Consider the following 25,857-nt stretch of genomic DNA (forward strand, 5'->3'; position numbering starts at 1 on the left):
TCCCCCGATAGATAGGAAAAGGATTTCCTGAATACCTACAAACGAAAGCCTAACAATTGAACATCATTAAGTCCGAGGACCACAGACAAATCTTCCCCGAATTCATCGACGTGCTCGTTGACCCCAGCACCCAATACGGTCAGGCCATAGCATTCAAAGTCGATCCCCACCGCGGCGAGAGCGTCATCATTCCGATGGCCGTCGAGACCGCCCGCGAACTATGCGTCACGCTGATGCGGACGCTGATCGCGGTCTCTGAACTCAAGTGACCGACACCGCCACGATCAGTGAAAAGCTCCGCACGCCAATCACCGCACACCGACGTGCCGATGGGACGGTTTGCGTCCGCGGCCCGCGTTCGCTGATGATCCTGTCTCCCAACGAGATTGACCGGCTGGCTGACTTCGCCAGCGATAGGCCCCACATTCAGCGTTATCCACAGCTTGTAGCTGCGACGTTCCATGATGAAAATCGTGCAGACGCCTCCTCGCGCTAGAGCGAGCGTCTCACCTCGCCGTGAAAAAGGCGGGCGTGCCGATGAACCCGGTTGATACCGTCCAAAGTCCATCTGCGCCAGCAGGAACAGCCACGCAGGTATTCCCATTAGCAACACCGTCTTTGTACAGATCGCCGACATCACTTAGCGGGTTGGGAATGACTCCACAGCTGTCTCCATAAGTCCGATTGTCCGAACCTACAAACTTGACTGTCACGCCGAATTGAACATTTCCGGTCGCATTGCCCGTGTACTCAGCGGTGACCGGAACCATCCAAAATTCCATGCCCGCTTTTGGCGGATCGTTGAACTCGTTTGTGGCCGAGATTTCGGACCAGGCTTCGTGCGGTACCCCCAGCCGTATCTTCCAATCGTGATTCGAGACGGTTTCCCCGATTTTGAACGGGTTTTCCCTGCTGCCCTTTGGACTGTCCGCGCCAGCAACAACGCTGGTTGTCGGCGACGAAGCATCAGTCGGAGACGATGGTAAGGGTTGGGATGCCGACAAACTCGATCCACCGAACGCAGAATGAATCGAATCAGTGACAGCCGTGGCGAAAACAATCGCACCGACTATCGCTCCGACCACTGACACGATTATTGCAACAATGCCAGTCCATCTGGCTCTTCCAGACTTAAATAGCGCCACAATGCCGAGAATGAATGCGACCGGAAGCAAAATCCATCCGACAATTAGCACGCCCTTGACGCAAGCAAAGACTAAACCAAGAATGCTAACGGCAAGAGCAATAATTCCTACCGTGTTCTCACCTTCGGTTGGCCGCTGAGGCGCGGGAGGTTGTGGCATCGGCGGACCACCGTAATTGCCGTATTGCGGATTCAACGTCGTTCCTTCCGACCGATCATTGCGCACCCCTGGTGAGCTGGCCGACAACTCTCGATGCGATATGGCGGATCGTAGAGGACCGCACGTACAGCACGGGGCCAATTCGTTGCCCTCACATCTACCGCCGAGCTACTAGCGCCCGACCCCGGTCGTCTCTTAGATACGGCATGACCGCTGGTCAAACGGGTGGCGGGGGTGCATCCGATTCTCCACCGGGATGCCATCCCTACCCACCATTGGGCGCTTTAGCCGTTGAAGCACGTTATTGAAACATGTGCCTAGGGCAGCAAAGCAAACTTTTGGAAGGACATATGCAGAAACCTCCCCGTCCGTGTTCGCGGTGCGGAAGGCCCGTGAAACGCGGGGGCCTATGTGCAGACCATCTCCGCCAGTATGACCGCCAACGCCGCCCTTCGGCAACCCAGCGCGGCTACGACCGCGAACACCGAAAGCGTTTTAGGGCAGCCGTTTTGGAGCGCGACCCATGGTGTGTGGTATGCGAGGATGCGCCGGCCACCGTGGCCGATCACTTCCCGATGTCCCGGCGAGAATTGGTCGCCGCCCACCTGGACCCCAACGACCCCGAGCACGGCCGCGGGCTTTGCAAACCGTGTCACGACAGCTACACCGGTACGACGAAACGCTAGTTACGCTGCCTGACCAGTCGCACCACTCCCGCGAGGCCGAGGAATCCCATAAACAAGGTTCCGATGACGAAAACCCCGTCGCCCCAACGCATCCACGCGAAGGCGCTGACGACTGCCATGCACAGGACCAGCAACGACATGATCCACCGCGCCAACACACTCTCGACGTTGCCGAACAGTCGATCCGCCATGTCTGCAACCTACCGCCGCGCAACCGATTACCTGTTAGTGACGCTAGTCCCGGCCAAGGAGATGTAGGCCGACCCCGACCAGAGCTATCACGATGGCAAAACCGGCTAGCACGACCAGGGCGACATGCATCGTTCTGTGTCCGTGCCCGCTGACCATCAGCCCCACCACAACGGCCAGTAGCAGTCGCGTCCAAGGGCTTTGCATCCTGACAACTTACCGCGCCGCCCCGGTACCCAAACCGTAGACAAGCCTAAAAATCGCTCAGCGTGGACGCTGGGCGCCAATACGGGCATTTCCCAAAGACTTCGAATGTCTCCAATTGGAGACATTCACCGGCTGAACGTTCACCCGCTCGCCGCTCACTGACGCCGCGCTGAAATTACCCCAGCTGGGGTAATTCGGCCCCGCCGATGTGCCCCGCGCCCGGCGAACCGATGCCGAACTGAACCGCACCAAACGGTCCCGTTCAGAGATTCAACATCCCTCTGAATAAGAAACTAACTAACAAGTGAATAATGTTTTAGAACGAAAAGAGGCCGAATTAAAGGCCCGAGGCAAGTCGCTTGATCTTCGCCTCAATAATGCCACCTCTCAAGCCGAGATTAAAACCCTCGAAGCAGAAATGCAGAAGTGGCTTGACGAATGCGACCATCTCGATTGGGAGAAGTCGCGTTCCGACCTGACCGGTAAGAATGCCAAGCTGAAGGCTTTCGGCGCGGACCGTTCCAGCACCAACGGACATGCACCGGCTGAAATCGTTCTCGGCGCGGAGGCTAACCCTCTGCGATTCTCCGAGAATTCGGTCAAGAGCATTTATGACGCGCTGCAAAAGCGTCAGAGTGTGAGCGTCAAGGCATTCTCGACCGTTGAGAGTCTGATCCCTCCGCAGCTTGCGCCCGGCATCCTGGAGAAGCTGCACGAAAACCGTTTGCTGGATTACCTTCCCGTCCAGAGCATCACTGCTCCGAGTTACGAAATCATCGTTCACAACTCGACTACCGGCGCTCCGGCCCCGGTTGCTGAAGGTGCCTTGAAGCCCGAGGTGGTTTTGAACACCACGGAGCAGACGTTGACGGCCATCAAGCTGGCTGCACACGTCGGTATCTCGTACGAGTCGATTGCCGACTACCCCACGTTCTACGGCTACGCCCAGCAGGAAGTTATCCGTCAAATCGGGGATGTCGAGAATTCCGAACTCTTGACCGGATCGGGAACCGGCGGGCACATGACCGGGTTTCTCTCGACCTCGGGCATCTTGACTCACGATGCCTCCGCGGACACCGGAACCAACGTCACGGCCCTGGACTCCATCGAGATGGCGATCACCCAGCTTCGCACTGGTTCAGCGTTCGCCGAGGCGAATCTCATTGTGCTGCATCCGAATTCGTTCTCGGCCCTGCGGCGGCTTAAGAACACCCTGGGCAACTTCTTGATCGGTGACCCCACCGACCAGGGCGCTCGGGAACTGTTCGGCGTCAGAGTGTTGGTCACCACCAGCATTGCCGCAGGCACCGGGCTGATCCTCGACACGACCAAGTTCGGACGAGTCCTCCTGAGAGAAGGCATCACCACCCACGCCGGACAGACGAACGATGATTTCACCCGAAACATCGCCCGTATTGTCATGGAGGAGCGCCTTGTCCTGGCCGTCGAACGTCCAAGCGCAGTGCTGGCTATTTCCAACCTGCCCACCGCGCCATGACACCTCGTAAACCACGTCCTGATCTGGCCTACCTCGAAGACCTCGAAATCAATGAGCAGCCCGAGCCGGCCACCGTATCCGACAAACCCAAACGGGTGAAGGTGTTAAAGCCGTTTCTCGTCTGCCATGAGGGCGCGAGATATTTCCCAGATCAAATCGCCGAAGTACCCGAAGCACTAGCTCAAGAATGGCTAGTCAACCAATGGGTCACTGAAGCTGAATAGGTTTCCCCTCATCTCCGTGCCCTCGGGGACAGGGAACCGCGTCGGGGACCTTTGACTCGGGTTGCCGCGGACGCGAGTCGCAGCAATTGGTTGCGACAGGCCGACGCCCGGACTCTAGCTGGGACCTGGGCGTCGGTCACCAAACTTCCCCCGCCAACATTTATCGGGTGTGCCTTTCAGAGGGCGGGGTAGACGGCGAATCGGGTGTTACTCGCAGTCATTCGCCAGACAAAACTCCGGGGGCGGGTTTTCCTAAACCCCGTGCCGAGGTTGGCATAGCCCGCTCCTGGAGTACCAACTTTGCCCGCTAGCGCACTACTGAGGTTGCAGCGCGGGCATTGCACGGGTTCTTCTCCTGTCCCCGTGCCCGGAGGCCGGGTCAGAAGTTGCGATTGCTCCTGGTCCGGCCTCGCTCAAGCTTCACCGTAGTGCTCACGAACCGGAACGCCTGCATCCTCGGCCGCCTGACGAAAACCACTCTCAACCCGCCGGACCCACTCATGTATCGGAGATGCCGGATTGGTGCTGTAGAACCATGTCAACGATTCCACTTGGTTAAGCAGGAGTTCGGGGAGCGTCTCCAGACTAGGAAGTCGCTTGGCAGTCGGTAGCACTTCGGCTACCAAAATTCCGTGTTCGAGGTTCGCCCGCTTGAACATCTTGAACCACGTCGGCGCTAGGTCCTTTTCCGCCAGCCGCAGGGCAATAACTATCGTATGGCCGAGCGACCACGATACCTGGGTGATGCCAAACAATCGACCGCCCTGGACATTGTCCGTCGGTCCGAAGCCGACGAAAATATGAGAGTGGGTAGGTAGTGCCATGCGGCCAACAAATATTCGCCAGTCAGCTATGTCGTCGCCGTCGTAGAGCTTCCTCAAGTCGCCTGGCTGCGGGACTAGGCGGTGCTCGCGGTGCGATCTAAGAAGCGCGATTTTTATTGCCCATCGGCGGAATTGCACAGGGTCACACTGCGATTCCTCAGCATATGGATCAAAAACCCATGGTTCCACCACGGAGTCCAGGCGATTCATCCAACCATTGTTGCAGTAGCTACAAACTCCCTTAACTGTTAGTTCAAACACCGGATCAGGATGCGCCGACCTAATCGATCCGTCGATGTTGTACCGAGTGAAGTTACGTTCGTACAGTGGATGATCGCGCGGAACAAAGCTGATATCAACGGTACTGCCTCGCCACGACTGGCGAAAAACGTGCTCTTTTGTCATGTCAACTTTGTACGACGATGCGTCTCCGGGATCTGCAAGATCGCCTTTGGCGCGACCGCAGAAGATGCAGCATCTCGGCCTGGAGACGCTCTTAATGATAGGTCAGCCAGCAGACAAGCCGATCTGCCGTCATTTCAGCCTTTCAGACGTACCATCTTCCACCCCGGCCCAGACCCAAACATCGAGTCCAGAGACCAAGGGTTCGTGCTGCGGCCGCAGCTTGGGTGGAAATACGACTCCGTGACCCGTCACTATGCGGCACGCGTCAGCCATTAACCGATCTTCGAGAATCGCACTAAGGCCATCCGCCAACCCGAATCTCCACGGCGAATCGACCGTTTTGATAAGCACGGCTTGACTTTGCGGCAAAGGTAAGGGCGCTATTCCTTTTATATCGACACGGTATGGGTTATTAGTTGATCTATAATCTTGCACGGAGGAAGGTAATTCCGAACTCGCGAGCGCCCGCACCTTCCACCATTCGAGAAGTCCGAAAGGTGTAGGAGGTCCGCCCGGCTCGTCTTCTTCTGTAAGATCCAATGCCAGCTTTGTCCGGATCTTTGCGAGCCGGAGCGCCTTGCCTGTTCGCAGCTCCATGCGTAGTCGCCACTGCGCCCAACCGACCAGACCAGCCTCGCGCCGCATGACCAGTAATATATGCGCGGCAAGTCCTGTCCTTGCGTCGAGCATTGCCGCGAGTTGATTTTTCGAGGCCTCGTTAACGTGCGCCGGCCGAGGTATCGCCAATAATGCCAAATCCGGTAAGGTTTCCATAATTGTTTCCGCGCACGTCTTGATGTTCGCTTCTGCGACAACCATCAGCGCGGCGAAAGCATTGCCCAACTTAACGAGATGATCGGCCATCAATTCTGAGCAATCTTGTAAAATTTCATCTTTGCCGAAGTGTATTGCTTTCGATACGTCGTGTCCGACTAGATCAGTGACCGTGCTTATCGCTTCGTAGAACTTTTGGTTTGTATCGGCTTGTAGCTCACGCATCCACTTACGGTGCTCCCGGCGACTTGTGAGGAAATGGTTGAGGGCCGCGACCACAACACCGCCGACGACGGCACTTAGCCCCAGCGGACCAAGGTCTACCAACCACTGCGGAATCGTTGCGCCCGAACTCTGGGTGACTCCTGGCGAACCTGTTGCGATCAATTCCCGCATGTCCACACACGCTATACGCGGGGCCGTGCGCGATTCTGCGACTCACACAGCGCCTGCGGTTTGTAAATCACGTGCCTTAGCCGGTGTTAACCTCGGAGCAGCATGTTTTCGATGCTGAAGCAGCGAAAACTAGGCCGGGAGCACCCTCAGCGCGGTGATCGGGTAGCCGCATACGAAAGCTTTCCGGCGTGAACCGGGGGCTGTCGTAGTTGGGTTGGGGTCCGTTCCGACGCTACTCCGCAAGCCAGCCGCGCACAGCACGCCGGACCGCTCCAGTCCGCAGCCAGTCCGCAGCTCACCAGACCGCACCCACATCTGGCTAATAGCTACCAACAGTGACAAGTACTGAATCCTGCTCTTGATCAGCTCATTTTTCACGGCAATGACCAGCTACAGCAAACACTTATCCAACAACGGCTAAAAGTGCCGTATGCGCAGTCCAGAGGCTGTTTCTGCCGTCGAAGGGCTATTTCAAAACCCGTCCAGTGTGAGTTCGAATCTCACCGAGGGCACCACCGCTGTAGCAGCACTCGCGCGGTTTTCGGGGCCGCCCGCTAGCATTCCGATCGTGTCTCTGCTGGCAATTTGGACCCGGGGCTACCACGCTGACGTGCGCTTGGGTGGTAAGAGCCTCGCAAACCTTCTCACCAGCACCGCACTGATGCTGAGTGCGGCAATGTGGTGCCCGGGCACCGCATGCGCGGACCCAAGCCAGCAGGACCAGTTCTTGGCGTTACTCGAACAAGAACAGATTCCGCCCACTGGTGCCGGCGAGGTGCCGGGCGTCGTTGCCCGAGCTCATCAAATCTGCGCCGCACTCAATAGCGGCAGTCCGATGGACACATTGGTCACCGCCGAGACGGACCGTGCGTACGCGGACAATCCAGCCCTGCACCTTTACGCCGATCGCGTCACCCGAACCGCGATTAGATTCATCACCGCATCGGTGAACATCTACTGCCCGAGCCATCGAGCCGAGCTTCCGCCGTACGCGTAGGTCCCCCGGCCTGCGCTGCGGCCGTGACTTGATGCCAGAATTCCCACAGGCTTCCGCTCAGCGGTTACGCTTTTGCAGTGGTGGCTAAGCGGTGCGCCGCCCAACAACCAGCAGGTTCGCGGCGAACACCGGATTGTGTAGCAGCAGCGCGAGAACTACCGCGCGCCCGCAATCAGGTCTATGCCGAGCGGATCGAGCGTCGTCGCCGCATTCTGAACCTCACCGCGGCCATGGCGGTGTTCATCAGCGCCGGTTTCGGCTTCGTACAGGTCTTCTCGGCCCCCACGCTGTGGTGGACGGGCGTGATCAACATCGTCGGTGCCGCGATCTACGCCTCGGTCCCGCTCCTGCATCGGTTCGGCGAGCTCATCCCGCCGTTGACCTTCATCTGCACCGCCTACCTGTCGATTTTCGCTATCTGCTGGTTCGTCGGCACCGGCTCGGGGTTGCAGTTCTATTTTTTGGTTGCGGCGTGCCTGGTGGTGCTGCAACTGGGCGTCGACCGCATTTTTCTTGCCGCGATTCTGGCCGCGATCGCCGCGGGCATGGTGATCACGTTGCAGTTCCTAGTCCCGCGCGACACCGGAGCCCAACCGGTGTGGGCGCTGTCGCTGAGCTTCGTGGTCACCACGATCTCGGCCTGCGTGATGGTGGTGACGACCGTCTGGTACGCGGTGCGTGAGATCGTTCGCGCCGAAGCGGCGATGGAAGTGGAATACGAACGCTCCGAGGCACTGTTGGCCAACATCTTGCCGGCCACCGTCGCCGAACGTCTGAAAGACCCGGCGCACAACATCATTGCCGACAAATACGACGAAGCCTCCGTGCTGTTCGCCGACATCGCCGGTTTCACCGAGCGGGCCAGTGACATTCCCCCAGATCAGCTGATCCTGTTCCTGGACAAGCTTTATGGCGATTTCGACGCCTTGGTCGACAAGCACGGTTTGGAGAAGATCAAAGTCAGCGGCGACTCCTACATGGTCGTCAGTGGGGTGCCCAATCCCCGAGCCGATCACGTTGAGGCGCTGGCAGTGTTCGCGCTCGACATGGCCGAAGTCGTACGCGGGCTGAAGGATTCGCGCGGCAACCCGCTACCCTTGAGAATCGGGCTGGCGTGCGGGCCCGTCGTCGCCGGCGTCGTGGGCTCGCGCAGATTCTTCTACGACGTCTGGGGTGACGCGGTCAACGTCGCATCGCGGATGGAAGCCACCGACTCGGTCGGCCGAATCCAGGTTCCAGAGGACGTTTATCAACGGCTGAAGGACGGGTTCATCCTGCAGGAGCGCGGCGACATCGAAATCAAGGGCAAGGGATGCATGCGCACGTGGTACCTGATCGGGCGTAAGCCCGACACCGGCTCCGGTGACATTCTGACGAAGGCACCTCAAACAGCGAGGGTTTGACGCCCGCAAAGCTTCCACCTCGGTGGTCGGATGTGGGAAAATCCTCGGCATGGAAACCACCGCTGCTCCAAAGTTGTTGCCGCATCTGTGGAAGTCGACCCTGCTGTCCGGGATCCTTTCGCTGGCCCTGGGCATCCTGGTCTACGTTCTACCCGGGCATTCGATTGTCTTCGCGGCCGCGCTCTTCGGCATCTATCTGCTGGTCACCGGTGCCGCGCAAGTGTTCTTCGCATTCGCGCTGCACGTCTCGGCCGGCGGCCGAGTGCTGTCATTCATCAGCGGTGCCGCCTCACTGGTGTTGGCCGTGCTGTGTTTTCGGCACTTCGGCCAGGGCTACGCAATTTTGCTGCTGGCGATCTGGATCGGGGTCGGCTTCATTTTCCGCGGCGTCGCCACATCGATCTCGGCAATCAGTGATCCGCACCTGCCCGGTCGCGCCTGGCAGATATTTCTCGGCTTGGTCAGCCTGCTGGCCGGCATCGTGATGCTGGGATCCCCCTTGGAGTCGATCGAGATCCTGACGCTGGTGGTGGCGATCTGGCTGATCGTGATCGGCGTCTTCGAGATCGTCTCGTCGTTCGGCATTCGAAACGCCTCCAGGCGGCTGGAGAAGACTCTGGCAGGCGGTTCAACACCCGCGGCCTGAGGTTCGGCGCGCTCGGTGACGTCGAATTCGGTTGTGCCGCAAGCGGGAATTGCGTGTTGCGTATCCAGCTCCGCGCGTATCCTGGCTGACGGCCAACCTTGTCGACAGAGAGCGTGCGATGACCGGAACGTCGGACCAGCCGGTGGGACGGGAGAACCCCGCGGAAACACCGCATCCCGGTCCGCTGTATCCGTATCCGCCCGGCTACCCGCCGCCCTCCTATGCCTTCCCGCCCGCGGCGCCGCCCAAGAACGGCTTCGGTATGGCCGCGCTGGTGTTGGCCGTCATCGGCCTGCTGAGCGTGGCGACGGTGTTCGCGCCCATTGCGTTGGGCGCCGCGGCGGTGATCCTCGGCGTTCTCGGCCGCGGGCGGGCCAACCGCGGCATAGCCAACAATGGTGGTGTCGCGATTGCCGGGATCGTGTTGGGCGCGTTGGCGATCGTCGTCGGTCTGGCGTTCATTGCGATCTGGACGACGGTTTGGAAAGACGTCCGGGGCGGTGACTTCATCGACTGTATCCAAAGGGCCGGCAACAACCAGGCCGCCGAACAGCATTGCGCGGATCAGTTCCGGCACAGTGTGCAGGACCGGTTGAGTGTCACCCTGACGCCGAAGTCGGCGCCGTGAGCCGCTACAGGCGTCGCCGGCGCGGCACGAATTCCAGCGACATCATCACGAAAAGCAACGGCACCAGCTGGCTGAGCGACACCAGCACATAACGACGTTCGCCCATGGCGTGGAATTTTTGCAGGTATTTACACAACGACTCAAGCGCGATCAACGGGTCCAGGCGATGGATCAGCCAGTAGAAGACGGTATGCGCCAAATTCCGTTGCCGCTCTTCGAATAGGTCGGCGAAAGCTGCGAAGGACAGTGACACTCGTTGAGCACCAGCATCTTTGGCTGCCTTGATCATGTCGACAGTGAGCCGCTCGTCGATTCCGTTCGGCGCACCGCGGCGCCGCCACGGCACGTCGAGGCTGACCTCTCGGCCGCCACCAGCGGTCGCGTATCGGTGGAATCCTTGCGCGCGGCCTGATGCATCCCGCGCGACGGCCAATTGCAGTCCTGGGAAACGGCCTTCGAGCACGCCGTCGAGGCCCATGCTGAATCCGCGGTCGAAGCGCGCCCCGCTCGGCGATGCCCGCAGGACTCCGCTCAGCTCGGCCAGCTGCCGCTCGTCGAGGTCTTGTTCGGCGATGATCTCAGTGGTGATCCCGCAGTTGTGAGTGCGGCGAACGGCTTGGCGTAGGTTGCGGAACCTGCGGCCTTCCATCGTGAAATCCCCTACGTCGATCACGACATCACGCCCGATCGGTATCGGCCGCAAAGCTCTTCCGACAACGCGCGGGTCACGCCAGAGCGGTAACCGGCGCTCGCTGCACGCGAGCACCGCAATTCGCCAGCCATGCAGGCGGCAATGGGCGACGAAATCGGCGACCAGTTGGGCAAACTGCGCATCGTCGCCGATGGGGTCGCCGCTGACGACCGCGTATCCGAGCCGAGTCCGGTATGCCAGGGCCGCCCCGCCGTCGGGGCTGAACAGGTAGCACTTACCGGCCTGCATGGTGAACGGAGCCAACGGGTCGCGGTTGCTGGCATCGACCAGTTTCCATATGCGCGCCAGGTCCCCGGGCCGTGCCCGCGCGGTGATCGGCCACATCAGCGCGAGGCCGGAACCGGCGATCAGGACGCCGCCGAGGAGCTTGAAACCCAATAGGTGGGCGGCAATGCCGGCTGTGAGGCTGATGGCCGCCAGGGCAGCGTGACCCATGGTGACTGGTCGCGTCAGGAAGAGTCCACGGACGATGAACGCAACCGCGGCCAGTATCGCCACCGACCACCCGAGTCGGCCCGGCGCGTGCGACCCCGTGTATGTATGGGTGCGCACGATGATCACGATCGGCCAGCAGCCGGCGAGCACCAAGGCAGCCACGGCCGACCACCGCGCGGCCGTCGAATCGACGTGGCTGACTTGCTGATCCGAACGGACTCGGCTTACGAGCTTGAGTGACGACTCCTTCACGCGTACCCCCGCGAGCTCGGTTGTCCAACCCGATTTCGACGGTACGCCTCAACTGTGTGCCGATAGTTGCCCGGCGCGTCAGCTCTTGTCGGGAAAATATTTGACCAGGCCCTCTTGAACCACGCTGGCCACCGGGCGCCGCGAACGGTCGAAGAAGTAGCCGGTACCGAGGCCCCTCGAATCCGCCGCGACGGGCGAGGACGTCGAATACAACACCCAGTCGTTGAAGTTCACCTGGCGGTGGAACCAGACCGAATGGTTGACCGTCGCCGCGAAGATGCGATCGTATCCCCAGGACAGGCCGTGCGTTGTGATGATCGAATCCAAGACGGTGGTGTCGGAGCTGTAAAGCAGTGCGGCGGTGTGCAATACGGGGTCGCTGGGCAACTCCCCGTCGGCCTTGACCCACACCCGGTTGTAGTCCAGCTGGTGGCCTCGATCGCGCATCACCCACGACGGCTCGTTGGTGTATCGCCACTCGATGGGCTGCAACGCGTTCACGAACAGGGGCACCCGGTCCTCATAGCCCCGCAACCGCTCCCGCAGCGGTGGGACGTCTTCGGGATCGGCGACGTCGGGCGGTTCGACATGGTGCTCGAGACCGCTGCCGCCGGCGAGGTAGGAGATCATCACCGTGGTCAACAGGATTCCGTCCTGGGTGATGTCGACGCGACGGTTGGCGAAGCGGCGTTCGTCCCGCAGCCGGACCACCTGGAACTGCATGTCCTTGCTGGTGTCACCGCCGTTGATGAAGTGGGCGGACAGCGCGTTGGGCGGTAGGTTGCGGGCGCGCGTGCGACTGGCGGCGACGAAGGCCTGCGCCATCATCAGTCCACCGAAGGTGCGCGGCGGGTTCTTGCTGGGGTGGGTACCGACGAATAACTCGTCGCCCTCGTGGTGCAGGTCGAGGACCTCTATCAGTTCGTCGAAGTCGGACATCGAGAGGTAAGCCTAGTGGCCTAGATCAGACGTCCTCTTCGCCGATGCGGTGCACGTGAATCAGGTTGGTCGACCCCACCGTGCCCGGCGGAGCGCCTGCGACGATCACCACCAGGTCGCCGCGCTTGTAGCGCCCCAGCGACAGCAACGACTTGTCCACCTGGCGGATCATGCCGTCGGTGGTCTGCATGATCGGCACGATGAAAGTCTCCGTCCCCCACGTCATCGCCAGCTGGCTACGCACCTCCGGCAGCGGGGTGAAGGCCAGCAGCGGCAGCGGCGTGTGCAGTCGCGCAAGGCGCCGGACGGTGTCACCGGACTGGGTGAAGGCCACCAGCGCCTTGGCGTCCAGCCGCTCGCCGATGTCGCGGGCGGCATAGCTGATCACGCCGCGCTTGGTCCGGGGCACATGCGTCAGCGGTGGAGCGGCGGTCGAGTTCTCCTCCACCGCGCAGATGATGCGTGCCATGGTCTGGACCGCCGCCAACGGATACTTGCCGACCGACGTCTCGCCGGACAGCATCACCGCGTCGGCCCCGTCGAGGACGGCGTTGGCGACATCGGACGCCTCGGCCCGAGTCGGCCGCGAATGCTCGATCATCGACTCCAGCATCTGAGTCGCCACGATCACGGGTTTGGCGTTCTCCCTTGCCATTTGGATGGCCCGCTTCTGGACGAGCGGCACCTCTTCCAACGGCAGCTCGACGCCCAGGTCGCCGCGCGCGACCATCACCGCGTCGAAGGCCAGCACAACGGCCTCGAGGTTGTCGATCGCCTCCGGCTTCTCCAGCTTGGCGATCACCGGCACCCGCCGGCCGACGCGGTCCATCACCTCGTGTACGAGCTCGACATCCGACGGGGAGCGGACGAACGACAGCGCGACCATGTCGACACCGAGATGTAAGGCGAACTCGAGGTCGTCGACGTCTTTCTCCGACAGTGCGGGCGCCGAGACACTCATGCCGGGCAGTGACATGCCCTTGTTGTTACTGACCGGCCCGCCCTCGGTGACCGTGCAGACCACGTCGTCACCGTCGATGTGGTCGACCACCAATCCGACGTTGCCGTCGTCCACCAGCACCCGGTCGCCGGGGACGGCGTCTTGCGCCAGCTGCTTGTACGTCGTCGAGATCCGGTCGTGGTTGCCCTCGCAGTCCGCGACGGTGATTCGCACCGTTTCGCCGTTGGCCCAGTAGGTCGGGCCGTCGGCGAAGCGTCCGAGCCTGATCTTGGGTCCCTGCAGATCGGCCAGTACGCCTACCGCGCGGCCGGTGGCATCGGAGGCTGCACGCACCCGGTCGTAGGACGTTTTGTGGTCGCTGTAGTCACCGTGGCTGAAGTTGAGCCGGGCAACGTCCATCCCAGCTTCGACCAGCGCCCGGACCGACTCGTCGGAGCTGGTGGCCGGACCGAGCGTACAGACGATCTTTCCGCGCCTTGCCACGACGAAAGCATAGCCGCGCGATCTGACCATCTCGCGTCAGTTCCGCTTCGGGCAGCGAGCTAATGGGTGAGCAACGTCGGAACCAGCGGGAATCCGGGCAGGTTGCGGACCACCGTCCACGTCACCAGTGTGACGATGACGGTTGCGGCCGCCGGGAGTGTCAGCGGCCACTGCTCGCGGCGCCGGCGCAACAGGGCCCAACCGCCCAGCAGCGGGAGGCCGATCAGCAGGACAATGTTGTCGTTGATCGCGGCGGCCAGATGCCCGTGCAGCACGTCGTGGACCATCCGTAGCCCACCGCACGCCGGGCAGTTCCATCCGGTGAGCAACCGGAACGGGCAGGCCGGCAGGAAAGAACCCGGCTTGTGCGGGTCAGCCAGTCCGATGTAACCGAGCGCGGCGGCCAGCAGTGCAGCCGATCCAAGCACGGTGTAGCGGTGCCGGCGCGCAGCGGGCGGGTCAGCGCCGAATCCCCCCGCTGGGCCGGACATCAGTCGTCGGCCGATTTCTTGTCGGCCGGCTGCCGCTCCTCGGTGTCGCCCTCGGAGGCTTCGGCGGCAGTTGCGTCGCCGGCGTCCTCCGCCTCGTCGGACACGGCCTTGTCGTCTCGGTCCTCGGTGGGCTCGACAACGACGACAGGCGGGTCGACCTCGGCGGCATCGGCCTCGGCGACAACGGCGGCAGCATCGGGGTCCGGTTGGTCGGTCGTTGTCGCCTCGTCGTGTGTCTCAGCAGCTCCGGCCGTCGCGGTCGCCTCGCCCGGTGTCTCGCCGGCCGCGGCGTCGTCCACGGAGTCCGGCTCCAGCAGCTCGGCGGCCGAGCCGCTCAGCGTCGCCGGATCTTCGCGACCCTTCGGGGCCAACACCAAATACACCACGGCGCCGATGAGCACGAACGTAGACGTGAACGAGTTGATTCGGATACCCGCGATATGAGTGGCCGTGTCGTCGCGCAATAGCTCGACCCAGAACCGGCCGATGCAATACCCCGCGACATAGGTCGCGAACAGCCGGCCGTGCCCGATGGTGAACCGGCGATCGAGATACAGCAAAACGACGAAAACCAGCAGATTCCAGAGCAATTCGTAAAGGAAGGTCGGCTGAACGACCATCGCGAGCTGCCCGGTGGAAACCCCGTCCAGCGAGTGCACATCGACAAAGCCGGCCGGGTCGCGGCGATAGAAGATCTCCAGGCCCCACGGCATGCCCGTCTCGCGGCCGTAGAGCTCTTGGTTGAAGTAGTTGCCGAGGCGACCGATCGCCTGCGCGAGGACGATGCCGGGCGCGATCGCGTCCCCGAACGCCGGCAGCGGAATACCCCGGCGCCGGCAGGCGATCCACGCGCCCACTCCGCCCAGCGCCACCGCGCCCCAAATTCCCAGGCCGCCGTCCCAGATACGCAGCGCGGCAACGGGTCCGGCGCCACCGTCGCCGAAATATGTTCGCCAGTCGGTCGCCAGGTGATACAACCGACCGCCGACCAGACCGAAGGGCACGGCCCACAACGCGATGTCGTAGATCACGCCACGTTCGCCGCCGCGGGCCTCCCAGCGTCGGTCGCCGATCAGCAGTGCGGCGATGATCCCGGCGATGATGAACAGCGCATAGGCCCGGATCGGAATGGGGCCCAGATGCCACACGCCCTGCGGAGGGCTGGGGAAATACGCGATGACGGTTGTCGTCACGGCGCCGAGATCCCCTGGCGGACACCTTCAGCGAGTTCTTTGCTGAGTGCACGCATGGTAGGCAGACCATCGGACAACGCGGAGACCAGCGCCGAGCCCACGATGACGCCGTCGGCATAGCGGGCGATCTCGGCGGCCTGTTCGCGCGACCGGACGCCCAGCCCGACCCCGACCGCGATGTCGGAAACCTCTTTGACCCTGCCGACCAATTCCGGCGCGGCGTTCGACACCGCGTCCCGGGCACCGGTCACGCCCATTGTCGACGCGGCATAGACGAAACCGCGCGACGCCTCGACGGTGTCGGCCAAACGCTGCGGTGTCGATGACGGTGCGACCAGGAAGATGCGGTCCAGCTGGTGCTGCTCGGAGGCCGCGAGCCACTCGTCGGCCTCGTCGGGGATGAGGTCCGGCGTGATAAGGCCATATCCGCCCGCCGCGGCCAGGTCACGAGCAAAAGCGTCAACTCCGTAGCGCAGGACCGGGTTCCAGTACGTCATCACCACAGCGCGACCGCCCGCTGCGCTGATGGCCTCGACGGCGGACAGCGTGTCGCGCACCCGCACGCCGCCCTGCAGAGCCACCTCCGTGGCGTTTGCAATCACCGGGCCGTCCATCCCGGGATCCGAATACGGGACACCGACTTCGATGAGGTCGCAGCCGGATTCGGTCAGCGCCTTCATCGCGTCGATCGATCCGGCAACGTCCGGATACCCGGTCGGCAGGTATCCGATCAGCGCCGCCCGGTGTTCATCCCGGCAGGTGTTGAAAAGCGCTCGGAGCCGGCTCTTTTCGCTTTGCTGGACGGTCATGCTTGCCCGTCGCCGTCCGCGAGCAAGCCAAACCACTTGGCTGCGGTCTCGACGTCTTTGTCACCGCGGCCGGACAGATTCACGACGATGATCGCGCCGGTTCCCAACTCGACGCCGAGCTTGAGCGCGCCCGCAACCGCGTGGGCCGACTCGATCGCCGGGATGATGCCCTCGGTGCGACACAACAGCCGGAACGCATCCATTGCCTCGCTGTCGGTGATCGGGCGGTATTCAGCTCGCCCAATGTCTTTCAGGAATGCGTGTTCGGGGCCCACGCCGGGATAATCCAGGCCGGCCGAGATCGAATGCGATTCGATCGTCTGCCCGTCCTCGTCCTGCAACAGGAACGAAAACGAACCCTGGAACGCGCCGGGCGTCCCGCCGGTGAACGTGGCGGCGTGCCGGCCGGTTTCGACGCCGTCGCCCGCGGCCTCGAAGCCGACCAGACGGACACCCGGATCGTCGAGGAAGGCATGGAAGATGCCGATCGCGTTCGATCCCCCGCCCACGCAAGCGGTGACGGCGTCTGGCAGGCGACCGGCCTGATCCTGAATCTGGACCCGTGCCTCCAGGCCGATCACCCGCTGAAAATCGCGGACCATCGTCGGAAACGGATGCGGCCCAGCGGCAGTACCGAAGCAGTAATAGGTGTTGTCGGCGTTGGTGACCCAGTCGCGAAACGCCTCGTTGATGGCGTCCTTGAGCGTCTTCGACCCCGACTCGACCGACACGACCTGGGCGCCTAGCAGACGCATCCGGGCCACGTTGAGCGCCTGCCGGGCGGTGTCGACGGCACCCATGTAGATCACGCAATCCAGTCCGAGCAATGCGCACGCCGTCGCGGTCGCCACCCCGTGCTGACCGGCGCCGGTCTCGGCGATCACCCGGGTCTTGCCCATCTGGCGGGCCAGCAACGCCTGGCCGAGCACGTTGTTGATTTTGTGAGAACCGGTGTGGTTGAGGTCTTCTCGTTTGAGGAAGATGTGGGCGCCACCGGCATGCTCGCTGAGTCGAGTCGCCTCGTACAGCGGCGACGGCCTGCCGGTGTAGTGCGTCTGCAAGCGGTCCAGTTCGTCGAGGTATGCCTGGTCGGTGCGCACCTTCTCGTAGGCCGCGGTGACTTCCTCGATGACGGCCATCAGCGCTTCCGCAACGAAACGACCACCGTAGACACCGAAATGGCCACGAGCGTCGGGATCGTGGGTGGTGGGCTCGGCGATTGCCGCGCTAGAACGCGGGAGTTCGGGACGCAAGATGTCAGCCATTACCAATACTCAACGGGTCAGCGGTGCATGGGGTTCGTCCACCGCGCCGCGCTAGCGGGCCGGCTTGGGGCACGACGGGTGCTTGCCGGCAGTCACCAGGTCGGCGCAGGCAGCGCGGGGGTCTCCGCTGGTTACCAGACCTTCGCCCACCAGCACGGCGTCGGCACCTGCGCCGGCGTACGCCAGCAGATCGGCCCTGCCCCGCACACCGGACTCGGCGATCCGGATGACGTCGGAGGGAAGCCCCGGGGCGATGCGCGCGAAGCAATCCCGATCGACTCGCAGAGTACGCAGATCGCGGGCGTTGACGCCGATCACGCGGGCCCCCGCCTTCAGGGCCCGGTCCGCCTCGGCTTCGGTGTGTACCTCGACGAGTGCGGTCATGCCCAGCGATTCGGTGCGCTCCAGCATCGACTCCAGCGCCGGCTGGTCGAGCGCGGCGACAATCAGCAGAAGCATGTCGGCGCCATGCGCCCGGGCCTCGTGAATTTGGTAGGGGCCCACCACGAAGTCTTTGCGCAGCACCGGGATTGACACCGCGGCGCGCACCGAGTCGAGGTCGGCGAGGCTGCCGTGGAAGCGGCGTTCTTCGGTCAGCACGCTGATAATCCGGGCGCCGCCCTCTTCGTAGGCACACGCCAGCGCGGCCGGGTCAGCGATCGACGCGAGCTCCCCCGCCGACGGGCTGGCCCGCTTCACTTCGGCGATCACACCGATACCGGGTTCGCGCAGCGCCGCCAACACATCACGAGGTGGCGGGGCGGCTTCGGCGGCTGCCTTGATCTCCGGCATGCTCAGAACCGCTTCACGGGCGGCAACGTCGGCACGGACTCCTTCGATGATGGAGTCGAGCACGCTAGCCGAACTCATGCTGTCGGTTCCTCTCCCCGGCCGCCGCCAGAGTATTGACGGCGTGCTTCGAGGGTAGCGAGCGCCACGGTGGCGTTCATCACCGACCCTCGGTGTCAGGTTCTCGTCGGCGGATCATCCGGCGCGTCGGTCGGGTCGCGGCCCTCGTCGATCTCGTCCCACATCGTTCGTTCCGACGGGGCCTCGTCCCCTCGTCGCGCCACGGAGCGACGGGCGGCGGGCGCCAGATACTTCGTGCCGGTTCCCCCGGCGGAGGCCGCGGTGCGCATCAGCAGCACCGCGGCGACCACAATGCCCACCGCCGCCACCAGCGTGGTCACCGGCCCCGGGTAGTGCCGCTTGCTGCCGACCAACTCGATTAGCGGCACGCGCGCCAGGTCGGCACCCCGCAGAGCGATGTCTGGCGTTTCCAGGGTGCTGATGGCCAGGTACCCCGTCGCCAAGCTGGCGACGGCCACCAGCACCGCAAGCGCCCGCAGCGCCCACCCCCGCACCGCAAGGGCGGCCAGCGCGGCGGCCAGCAGCAGCAGCGCCAGGGGCAGCAGCGCCGACGACCACCCCGACCCGGACAGCGTGACGACCTTCGGTGGGCCCAGCCCGTCGAAGGTGTTCAGCTCGACCCAGGTCAGCCGCGAAGCCGCCCACAGCCCGGCGGCGCAGACGACCAGCAACACCTGCGCCGCCCGGAGGGCCCGGCGCCCGGCGGCGGGCTGTGCATCAGCCATTGCGGTTCACGTCGGGACCGCTGAGGGTTTCCGCAGCGGCGATCGCGCTGAGCACCGCCCGCGCCTTATTGGTCGCCTCGGTGTACTCGTAAGGCCCGTTGGAGTCGGCCACCACGCCGCCGCCGGCCTGCACGTAGGCGGTGCCGTCACGCATCAGGGCGGTCCGGATCGCGATCGCGAAGTCGGCGTTCCCGGCGAAATCGAGATACCCGACTACACCGCCGTAGAGGCCGCGCCGGGTTTTCTCCACCTCTTCGATCAATTCCATCGCGCGGACCTTCGGCGCCCCCGACAACGTGCCCGCGGGAAAGCAGGCCGTCACGGCGTCCAGTGCGCTGCGGCCCTCGGCCAGCTGCCCCGTCACCGTCGAGACCAGGTGCATCACATGGCTGTAGCGCTCGATGTGGCTGTAGTCCTCGACCCGGACGCTTCCCGGCACACACACCCGGCCCAGATCGTTGCGGCCGAGGTCGACCAACATCAGGTGCTCGGCGCGTTCCTTCTCGTCGGCCAACAGTTCCTTTTCGAGCAGCTGGTCCTCGTCCTCGGTTTCACCGCGCCACCGGGTCCCGGCGATCGGGTGAGTGGTCGCCCACCCTTCCTGCACGGTGACCAAAGCCTCAGGACTCGACCCGGCAATCGAAAAGGCAGTCCCGCCTTCGCCATTGGGCACATGCAGTAGATACATGTACGGGCTGGGGTTGGAGACGCGAAGCATCCGGTACACGTCGATTGCCTCGACGTGAGTGTCCATTTCGAAACGCTGCGACGGAACCACCTGGAACGCCTCGCCCCGCTCGATTTCTGCGACCAGGCGCTCGACGATTTCGCCGTACTCTTCCACCGTTCGCTGGGAGCGGTGCTGCGGCTCGGGCCGGGTGAACGTCGCCACGGTCGACGGCAACGGCTGCTCGAGCGCGGTCGTCATTACCTCCAGCCGGGCGATGGCATCGTCGTAGGCCTCATCCACGCGCTCGTCGGTGCCGTTCCAGTTCACCGCGTTGGCGATCAGCGTGATCGTGCCCTCGTGGTGGTCGACGGCGGCCAGGTCAGTGGCGAGCAGCAGCAACATGTCCGGCAGGTTCAAATCGTCGGCCGCCAGCTCCGGCAGCCGTTCTAGACGTCGCACCAGGTCGTAAGCGAAAAAGCCGACCATGCCGCTCGAGAGCGGCGGCAGCCCCGGCAGCACGGCCGTGGCCAACAGCTCCAGAGTCTGGTGCAGTGCCTGCAATGGATCCCCGCCGGTGGGTGCGTCCTGTGGCACCGCGCCCAGCCACACTGCGTTGCCGTCGCGAACGGTCAGCGCCGAGGGAGCACCGGCGCCGATGAACGACCATCGCGACCACGACCGTCCGTTCTCGGCCGACTCCAGCAAGAAGGTGCCGGGCCGGTTGTCGGCCAGCTTTCGGTACGCGGACAGCGGAGTCTCGGCGTCCGCCAGCACCTTGCGGGTCACGGGCACCACGCGGTGTTCGGCGGCCAGCGCGCGAAAGGCTTCCCGCGATGTGGTGGCGGCGGCGAGGTTGGCGTGCACGGGCCCATCTTCCCAGATGGGCAAAGTTGCGTCGCTGGCCTGGCGTAGCGTGACGCCCATGAAAACCGGTGACACCGTGGCTGACTTCGAACTTCCCGACCAGACCGGCACGCCGCGCCGGCTCAGCGCCTTGCTGTCCGATGGGCCTGTGGTGTTGTTCTTCTACCCGGCAGCCATGACGCCCGGTTGCACGAAAGAGGCCTGCCACTTCCGCGACCTGGCTCAGGAATTCGCGGCCGTCGGAGCGAACCGAGTCGGAATCAGCGTCGATCCCGTTGCCAAGCAAGCGAAGTTCGCCGACACGCAGGGTTTCGATTACCCGCTGCTGTCCGACACCGACGGCGCGATCGCCAACCAATTCGGGGTCAAGCGGGGACTTTTGGGCAAGCTGCTTCCGGTCAAGCGCACCACGTTTGTCATCGACACCGACCGCACAGTGCTCGACGTGATCTCCAGCGAGCTCAGCATGGAGTCCCACGCCGACAAGGCATTACAGACACTGCGCGCCCGCGGATAGCCGACCTGACGCCCGTCAGTGCGGAGCCGGCGAGACCAGCAACTCCATCATCTCGGCGCCGGTGATCGGCGGGCTGTACAACATGCCTTGCGCGACCTCGCATCCCCGGTCGCGAAGCCATTGCGCGATGTCGGCGTTCTCCACTCCTTCGGCGACGGTCGTCACCTCGAGTGCATGCGCCAAGTCGATGACTGCGCGGACGATCGCTTCAGCGCGCGGGTCCGTCAGCACGTGACTGATCAGGTCGTAGTCGACCTTGACCTCGTCGATCGGCAGCTTGCGGAGATAGGTCAACGCCGAATAGCCGCTGCCGAAATCGTCGAGCGAGATGTGAATGTTGTTGTTGCGCAACACTTCTAGCACGTGCCGAGTTCGTTCGATGTTGTCCAGCAACAGGTCCTCGGTGATCTCGACGATCAGCGACTCGCCAGGCAACTCGTATCGCGTCAAAGCCTCGAATATCCGCGCCGGCAGATTGACATCGCCGACCAGCGGCGGGAACAGGTTGACCGCAACGGGCAACGCGATGCCCCGACGCCGCCAATGCGCGGCATCGCTCAGCGCCTGATCGAGGATCAAGTCAGTGAAGCTTCGCATCAGCCCGTGCTGGCGCACCAACGGCAGGAACTGATGCGGCTGCACCATTCCGAACACCGGATGCGGCCAGCGGACTAGCGCCTCGGCACCGACCACGCGAGTCGTCAGCAGGTCGACCTTCGGCTGGTACAGCACGGTGAGCGCGCGGTGACTGATCGCTTGACGCAGATCGCTGAGTAAGCGCACCTCGACCAGCCCGCCCCGCGGAGACTGGCTGTCGAAGGTGGAGAACGATCCAGCGACGTCGTCATCGACGTGCATGTCTGGGCTGAAGGTCTGCAGGCCGCCGCCGAGCCGTTTGGCCGAATACATCGCCATGTCAGCCTGTTTGAGCAGACCCGCCGCGCGCAGATCCGGATCGTCGAGTCCGGCGACAGCCAAGCCCGCGCTGGGCCGCATGAAAATGACCTCGCCGTCGGTGCTGAACGGGCGCTCGAACGCCTCCATGATCTGGTAGACGATCAGATGCGCGTTCTCCCCGGCATCCTCGATGAGGACCGCGAACTCGTCCCCGCCGAGTCGCGCGACGGTGTCACCGGAACGCACGCAGTTCGTCAGGCGTTGGCCGGCCTGCACCAGCAGCGCGTCGCCAGCCGCGTGACCGAGGTTGTCGTTGATCAGTTTGAAGTCGTCGAGATCCATCGACAGCACCGCCACCGAGCGGCGATCGCGGTGATACAGCGCGATGGCGTGGTCGAGTCGGTCGTGGAACAACACCCGGTTGGCCAGGTTGGTCAGCGGGTCACGCAGCGCTCTGTCGGACGCGCTGTGCAGCAAGCGGCGGTTCTCGGCCACCACCAGGAACTGCCGGGCCAACACCGCAAGAACCAGCCAGGGCGCGGCCGCCAGCGCCGGGTCCGACTCGAAACTGGCCCGGAATTCGGTGAGTTCGAGTCCACCGGCGATCGCCAGCGGAATGTAAGGCAGCCACAACGATGATGCCCCGCTGGCCGTCGATTGGGGTCGGGGTTCCGGCGCCTCAGCCGGGCAGTCGAGCGCCGCGATGCCGATCAGGACGAGCCCGGCCGGCCATGCCAAGCCGAGCGGGGTGTCAAACAGGTAGATGTGGCGGGCGAGCAGAAACACGTAGGCCCCGCCAGCGGCCGCGATCAGCGTCAGGCCGATCGTCAAGACCGTCAGGGTCCGGCGGTAGTGCGCATTCGCGCGGGCCAATCCGAGAATTGCCACCGTAACGGTAACCACACCAGCGATCGGCGAGGCAATCGACAAGAATTCGTCGAGGCGGCTCACACCCGGTGCGGGGTAGGCATTGCGCAGCAGCGTCACCCACGCCACGACAAATAGCGAGGAACCGACGATGGCGCCGTCGAGCAACATTCGGAAACGGGCGACGCCGGTGTATCCCGATGGAAACAACAGCAATGCAATGCAGGCGACCGTCGGAAAAAGCAGGAATCCCATCATTGCACCGGGCGGGTACAGCGGCAGCACCGAGCCGCGTAGAAATCGGTGCCACAGGACCGTTATCGCTCCGAATTCCAACGCGGCAAGACCGAGAGCCATCACCAGCCACGCTTGACGCTGGCGGCCGTGCCCCCGGCGCGCCGCAATAGCAGCGCTGATTCCGGCAAAGGTGGGAAACGTCAGACCGCCCGCCGCGTGCATCGCCTTGGACACCGGCGCGCCACCCCAGCCTGCCAGGAACCACACGGCGAATACCAGGAATACGACGATGGGCGCCGCCGCGATCCGCAGGAGTCGCTGATTAGCGCTCGGGATTCCCACCACTGCACCCATGGTCTGTTATCCGACGTTCGTCCGCGCGGCCACCGGCGCCGCGATCGAAAATTAGCAAGCAAATTATCCCGCAGCGACGCCATCTGCGCAGATCATTGCGTGTTTTACGGCCGTGTCGGGGTGATCGTCCGGTTTCTCGGCGAAGCAGTGTGGTGCGGCGGACACCCGCTCAGAAAACGGCGCGCCCGCCGTCAGTCGTCCGATTCGAGCAATACGTCGGCGTCGAAGCAGCTGTGGTCACCGGTATGACATGCCCCGCCCACCTGATCGACGACCACCAGCACCGCATCACCGTCGCAGTCCAGGCGCACCGAATGGACCCGCTGAGTGTGGCCGGAGGTGGCGCCCTTGACCCACTGCTCACCTCGGGAACGCGAGAAGTAAGTGCCTTCACGGGTTTCCAGGGTGCGGGCCAACGCGTCGTCGTCCATCCAGGCCACCATCAGCACGTCGCCGGTAGCGCGCTCCTGCACGATGGCAGTGAACAATCCATCGGGGTTGCGTTTGAGGCGGGCCGCGATGTCGGGATCGAGTGTCATCGCACGGTGATCCCTGCCGCGGCCATCGCCTGCTTCACCTGCCCGATCGTCAGCTGCCGGAAGTGAAACACGCTGGCCGCCAATACCGCATCGGCTCCGGCGGCGACGGCGGGCGCGAAGTGTTCGACCGCGCCGGCCCCGCCGCTGGCGATCACCGGCACACTCACGGCCGCACGAACGGCCCGCAGCATCGCCAGGTCGAACCCGGCCCGGGTCCCGTCGGCGTCCATCGAATTCAGCAGAATTTCACCGACCCCCAATTCGGCGCCACGGGCCGCCCACTCGACGGCGTCGATGCCGGTGCCGCGCCGGCCGCCATGGGTGGTGACTTCCCAGCCCGACGGTGTGGGCGCCGACCCGGGAGGCACCGTGCGAGCGTCGACCGACAGCACGATGCACTGCGAGCCGAACTGCGCCGCCATCTCGGCCAACAGTTCCGGGCGTGCGATGGCCGCGGTGTTGATCGACACTTTGTCCGCGCCCGCGCGCAACAGCACGTCGACATCGGCGACTGTCCGCACGCCGCCGCCGACGGTGAGCGGGATGAACACCTGCTCGGCGGTGCGGCGGACGACGTCGAGCATCGTGGTGCGGCCCGACGACGATGCGGTCACGTCCAGGAAGGTCAGCTCGTCGGCGCCCTCGGCGTCGTAGGCCGCGGCGAGTTCGACCGGATCGCCCGCGTCGCGCAGATTCGCGAAGTTGACGCCCTTGACCACTCGGCCGTCGTCGACATCCAGGCAGGGAATGACGCGGGTGGCAAGGCTTGTGCCGGTGGGGATTTCAGTACTCATCGGGTCGTCCTACGGTCTGCAGCATCTCGAGCAGCTGGCTGTGTACACCGGGCGCGGCGGCCAGTGCCGAACGCGACTCGGGTGTCCATCGTTCACCGGCCAAGTTGGTGACGATGCCGCCCGCGGCGCGCACGAGGGCGACCCCGGCGGCGTGATCCCAGACGTGGTCACCGAAGCTGATCGAGCCGCCGAGGACTCCGTTGGCGACGTACGCCAGATCGATGCCGGTGGCACCGTGCATGCGCATTCGCGACGACACTCGGCTGAGCTCCTCGAGCACGGCCACCCGGTAGCGGCCGGGGAACCGGCCGCGCGAGTCGGCATTGAACGTGCCGACACCGATGATCGACGCCGTGAGGTCGCCTTGCTCCAGCATTGGTTGGGGCACACCGTTTTTCATCAGTGGTCCGCCCACGACCGCGGCGTAGCGCTCGTTCATGAAGGGCAGCCAGGTCAGCCCGGCGACCGGATCTCCGTCGTGCAGCAGGCCGAGCAGAATGGCGGCCATCGGGGATCCGGCAGCATAGTTGAATGTGCCGTCCACCGGGTCGAGGATCCAGACCCACTCCGAATCGACGTCGGCACCGCCGAATTCCTCGCCGTGCACCCCGATGCCGGTAGCTGAGGTCAGCGCGTCGACCACTTGGCGCTCGATTGCCAGGTCGACTTTGGTGGCGAAATCGTCGCCGCGCTTGCTGACCGCGGAATCCGCGCGATGGCCGGCGACAAACGGTTTGGCCGCGGCATCGAGAATCGCCGCCGCGTGCTCGACCCAGACGGCCACCTGCTTACCGAGATCCAT

At 63.7% G+C, this 25,857-nt stretch carries 24 protein-coding genes and 1 pseudogene; 7 read left to right on the forward strand and 18 right to left on the reverse strand.

Features of this window, described 5'->3' with window-relative positions; translation table 11 throughout:
• The first annotated feature begins 56 nt into the window (after positions 1–56).
• Positions 57–269 (forward strand): hypothetical protein, encoded by a 213-nt coding sequence (locus MKK62_RS23285; protein WP_240263494.1) that lies wholly within the window; start codon positions 57–59, stop codon positions 267–269.
• Positions 270–506: 237 nt separating this feature from the next.
• Here the strand turns inward: MKK62_RS23285 and MKK62_RS23290 are convergent, their stop codons facing one another.
• Both MKK62_RS23290 and MKK62_RS23295 read right to left on the reverse strand, forming a co-directional pair.
• Complete coding sequence (locus tag MKK62_RS23290) at positions 507–1,340, reverse strand: SUR7/PalI family protein (RefSeq protein WP_240263493.1); 834 nt, start codon at positions 1,338–1,340, stop codon at positions 507–509.
• 646 nt (positions 1,341–1,986) lie between these two features.
• Entirely contained in the window at positions 1,987–2,181 is a 195-nt protein-coding gene (locus tag MKK62_RS23295) for a hypothetical protein (RefSeq protein WP_240263492.1), read from the reverse strand.
• A 509-nt stretch (positions 2,182–2,690) separates the two neighbouring features.
• On the opposite strand from MKK62_RS23295, the gene MKK62_RS23300 reads away from it, so the two are divergent.
• Complete coding sequence (locus MKK62_RS23300; RefSeq protein ID WP_240263491.1) at positions 2,691–3,884, forward strand: phage major capsid protein; 1,194 nt, start codon at positions 2,691–2,693, stop codon at positions 3,882–3,884.
• Between the two features lie 637 nt (positions 3,885–4,521).
• Here the strand turns inward: MKK62_RS23300 and MKK62_RS23305 are convergent.
• On the reverse strand, positions 4,522–5,337 hold the full coding sequence (locus tag MKK62_RS23305) for a hypothetical protein (RefSeq protein ID WP_240263490.1): 816 nt from the start codon (positions 5,335–5,337) through the stop codon (positions 4,522–4,524).
• 129 nt (positions 5,338–5,466) lie between these two features.
• A complete protein-coding gene (locus MKK62_RS23310; RefSeq protein WP_240263489.1) occupies positions 5,467–6,507 on the reverse strand; it encodes a hypothetical protein in 1,041 nt (346 codons plus the stop codon).
• 568 nt (positions 6,508–7,075) lie between these two features.
• Between MKK62_RS23310 and MKK62_RS23315 the strand changes: the two genes are divergently transcribed.
• The 4 genes from MKK62_RS23315 (at position 7,076) to MKK62_RS23330 (ending at position 10,181) form a co-directional block, all read left to right on the forward strand.
• The gene (locus tag MKK62_RS23315; RefSeq protein WP_240263488.1) at positions 7,076–7,504 is read left to right on the forward strand and encodes a DUF732 domain-containing protein; all 429 of its coding nucleotides are present in this window, start codon (positions 7,076–7,078) and stop codon (positions 7,502–7,504) included.
• 77 nt (positions 7,505–7,581) lie between these two features.
• Positions 7,582–8,907 carry an adenylate/guanylate cyclase domain-containing protein gene (locus MKK62_RS23320; RefSeq protein WP_240263487.1) on the forward strand — a complete coding sequence of 442 codons (1,326 nt, stop codon included), beginning with the start codon at positions 7,582–7,584 and terminating at the stop codon, positions 8,905–8,907.
• A 73-nt stretch (positions 8,908–8,980) separates the two neighbouring features.
• Positions 8,981–9,553 carry an HdeD family acid-resistance protein gene (locus MKK62_RS23325; protein WP_240263973.1) on the forward strand — a complete coding sequence of 191 codons (573 nt, stop codon included), beginning with the start codon at positions 8,981–8,983 and terminating at the stop codon, positions 9,551–9,553.
• Between the two features lie 118 nt (positions 9,554–9,671).
• On the forward strand, positions 9,672–10,181 hold the full coding sequence (locus MKK62_RS23330) for a DUF4190 domain-containing protein (RefSeq protein ID WP_240263486.1): 510 nt from the start codon (positions 9,672–9,674) through the stop codon (positions 10,179–10,181).
• Between the two features lie 4 nt (positions 10,182–10,185).
• On the opposite strand, the gene MKK62_RS23335 is transcribed toward MKK62_RS23330, so the two are convergent.
• The 10 genes and pseudogenes from MKK62_RS23335 to MKK62_RS23380 all read right to left on the reverse strand — a co-directional run bounded on the left by MKK62_RS23335 (position 10,186) and on the right by MKK62_RS23380 (position 20,850).
• Positions 10,186–11,580, reverse strand: a complete 1,395-nt coding sequence (locus MKK62_RS23335) for a bifunctional lysylphosphatidylglycerol flippase/synthetase MprF (protein WP_240263485.1) — start codon at positions 11,578–11,580, stop codon at positions 10,186–10,188.
• 78 nt (positions 11,581–11,658) lie between these two features.
• Positions 11,659–12,519: an acyl-CoA thioesterase II gene (locus tag MKK62_RS23340; protein WP_240263484.1), complete on the reverse strand. Its 861-nt coding sequence runs from the start codon at positions 12,517–12,519 to the stop codon at positions 11,659–11,661.
• Positions 12,520–12,544: 25 nt separating this feature from the next.
• Complete coding sequence (pyk, locus tag MKK62_RS23345; protein ID WP_240263483.1) at positions 12,545–13,963, reverse strand: pyruvate kinase; 1,419 nt, start codon at positions 13,961–13,963, stop codon at positions 12,545–12,547.
• A gap of 59 nt (positions 13,964–14,022) precedes the next feature.
• Complete coding sequence (locus tag MKK62_RS23350; protein ID WP_240263482.1) at positions 14,023–14,454, reverse strand: DUF2752 domain-containing protein; 432 nt, start codon at positions 14,452–14,454, stop codon at positions 14,023–14,025.
• A gap of 2 nt (positions 14,455–14,456) precedes the next feature.
• Positions 14,457–15,647, reverse strand: a pseudogene (locus tag MKK62_RS23355) (prolipoprotein diacylglyceryl transferase); the annotation flags it as partial.
• Positions 15,644–16,456: a tryptophan synthase subunit alpha gene (gene trpA, locus MKK62_RS23360; RefSeq protein ID WP_240263481.1), complete on the reverse strand. Its 813-nt coding sequence runs from the start codon at positions 16,454–16,456 to the stop codon at positions 15,644–15,646. The gene trpA and the pseudogene MKK62_RS23355, both read right to left, overlap by 4 nt.
• Positions 16,453–17,721 (reverse strand): tryptophan synthase subunit beta, encoded by a 1,269-nt coding sequence (gene trpB / locus MKK62_RS23365; RefSeq protein ID WP_240263480.1) that lies wholly within the window; start codon positions 17,719–17,721, stop codon positions 16,453–16,455. The genes trpA and trpB overlap by 4 nt, the downstream gene beginning before the upstream one ends.
• A 51-nt stretch (positions 17,722–17,772) precedes the next feature.
• On the reverse strand, positions 17,773–18,591 hold the full coding sequence (trpC, locus tag MKK62_RS23370; protein WP_240263479.1) for an indole-3-glycerol phosphate synthase TrpC: 819 nt from the start codon (positions 18,589–18,591) through the stop codon (positions 17,773–17,775).
• A 95-nt stretch (positions 18,592–18,686) separates the two neighbouring features.
• A complete protein-coding gene (locus MKK62_RS23375; protein ID WP_240263478.1) occupies positions 18,687–19,316 on the reverse strand; it encodes a TIGR02234 family membrane protein in 630 nt (209 codons plus the stop codon).
• Complete coding sequence (locus MKK62_RS23380) at positions 19,309–20,850, reverse strand: anthranilate synthase component I (RefSeq protein ID WP_240263972.1); 1,542 nt, start codon at positions 20,848–20,850, stop codon at positions 19,309–19,311. The genes MKK62_RS23375 and MKK62_RS23380 overlap by 8 nt, the downstream gene beginning before the upstream one ends.
• A gap of 58 nt (positions 20,851–20,908) precedes the next feature.
• Between MKK62_RS23380 and MKK62_RS23385 the strand changes: the two genes are divergently transcribed.
• Positions 20,909–21,367: a peroxiredoxin gene (locus MKK62_RS23385; protein WP_240263477.1), complete on the forward strand. Its 459-nt coding sequence runs from the start codon at positions 20,909–20,911 to the stop codon at positions 21,365–21,367.
• 15 nt (positions 21,368–21,382) lie between these two features.
• Here MKK62_RS23385 and MKK62_RS23390 read toward each other — a convergent pair whose 3' ends face one another.
• The 4 genes from MKK62_RS23390 to MKK62_RS23405 all read right to left on the reverse strand — a co-directional run bounded on the left by MKK62_RS23390 (position 21,383) and on the right by MKK62_RS23405 (position 25,857).
• Positions 21,383–23,722, reverse strand: a complete 2,340-nt coding sequence (locus MKK62_RS23390; RefSeq protein WP_260060450.1) for a putative bifunctional diguanylate cyclase/phosphodiesterase — start codon at positions 23,720–23,722, stop codon at positions 21,383–21,385.
• A 191-nt stretch (positions 23,723–23,913) separates the two neighbouring features.
• Positions 23,914–24,261, reverse strand: coding sequence for a phosphoribosyl-AMP cyclohydrolase (gene hisI, locus MKK62_RS23395; protein ID WP_240263475.1), 348 nt, complete (start codon positions 24,259–24,261; stop codon positions 23,914–23,916).
• Entirely contained in the window at positions 24,258–25,055 is a 798-nt protein-coding gene (gene hisF / locus MKK62_RS23400) for an imidazole glycerol phosphate synthase subunit HisF (RefSeq protein ID WP_240263474.1), read from the reverse strand. Before hisF ends, hisI begins: the two co-directional genes overlap by 4 nt.
• Complete coding sequence (locus tag MKK62_RS23405) at positions 25,045–25,857, reverse strand: inositol monophosphatase family protein (protein WP_240263473.1); 813 nt, start codon at positions 25,855–25,857, stop codon at positions 25,045–25,047. Before MKK62_RS23405 ends, hisF begins: the two co-directional genes overlap by 11 nt.

The sequence above is a fragment of the Mycobacterium paraterrae genome, from assembly GCF_022430545.2.
Lineage (GTDB): Bacteria > Actinomycetota > Actinomycetes > Mycobacteriales > Mycobacteriaceae > Mycobacterium > Mycobacterium paraterrae.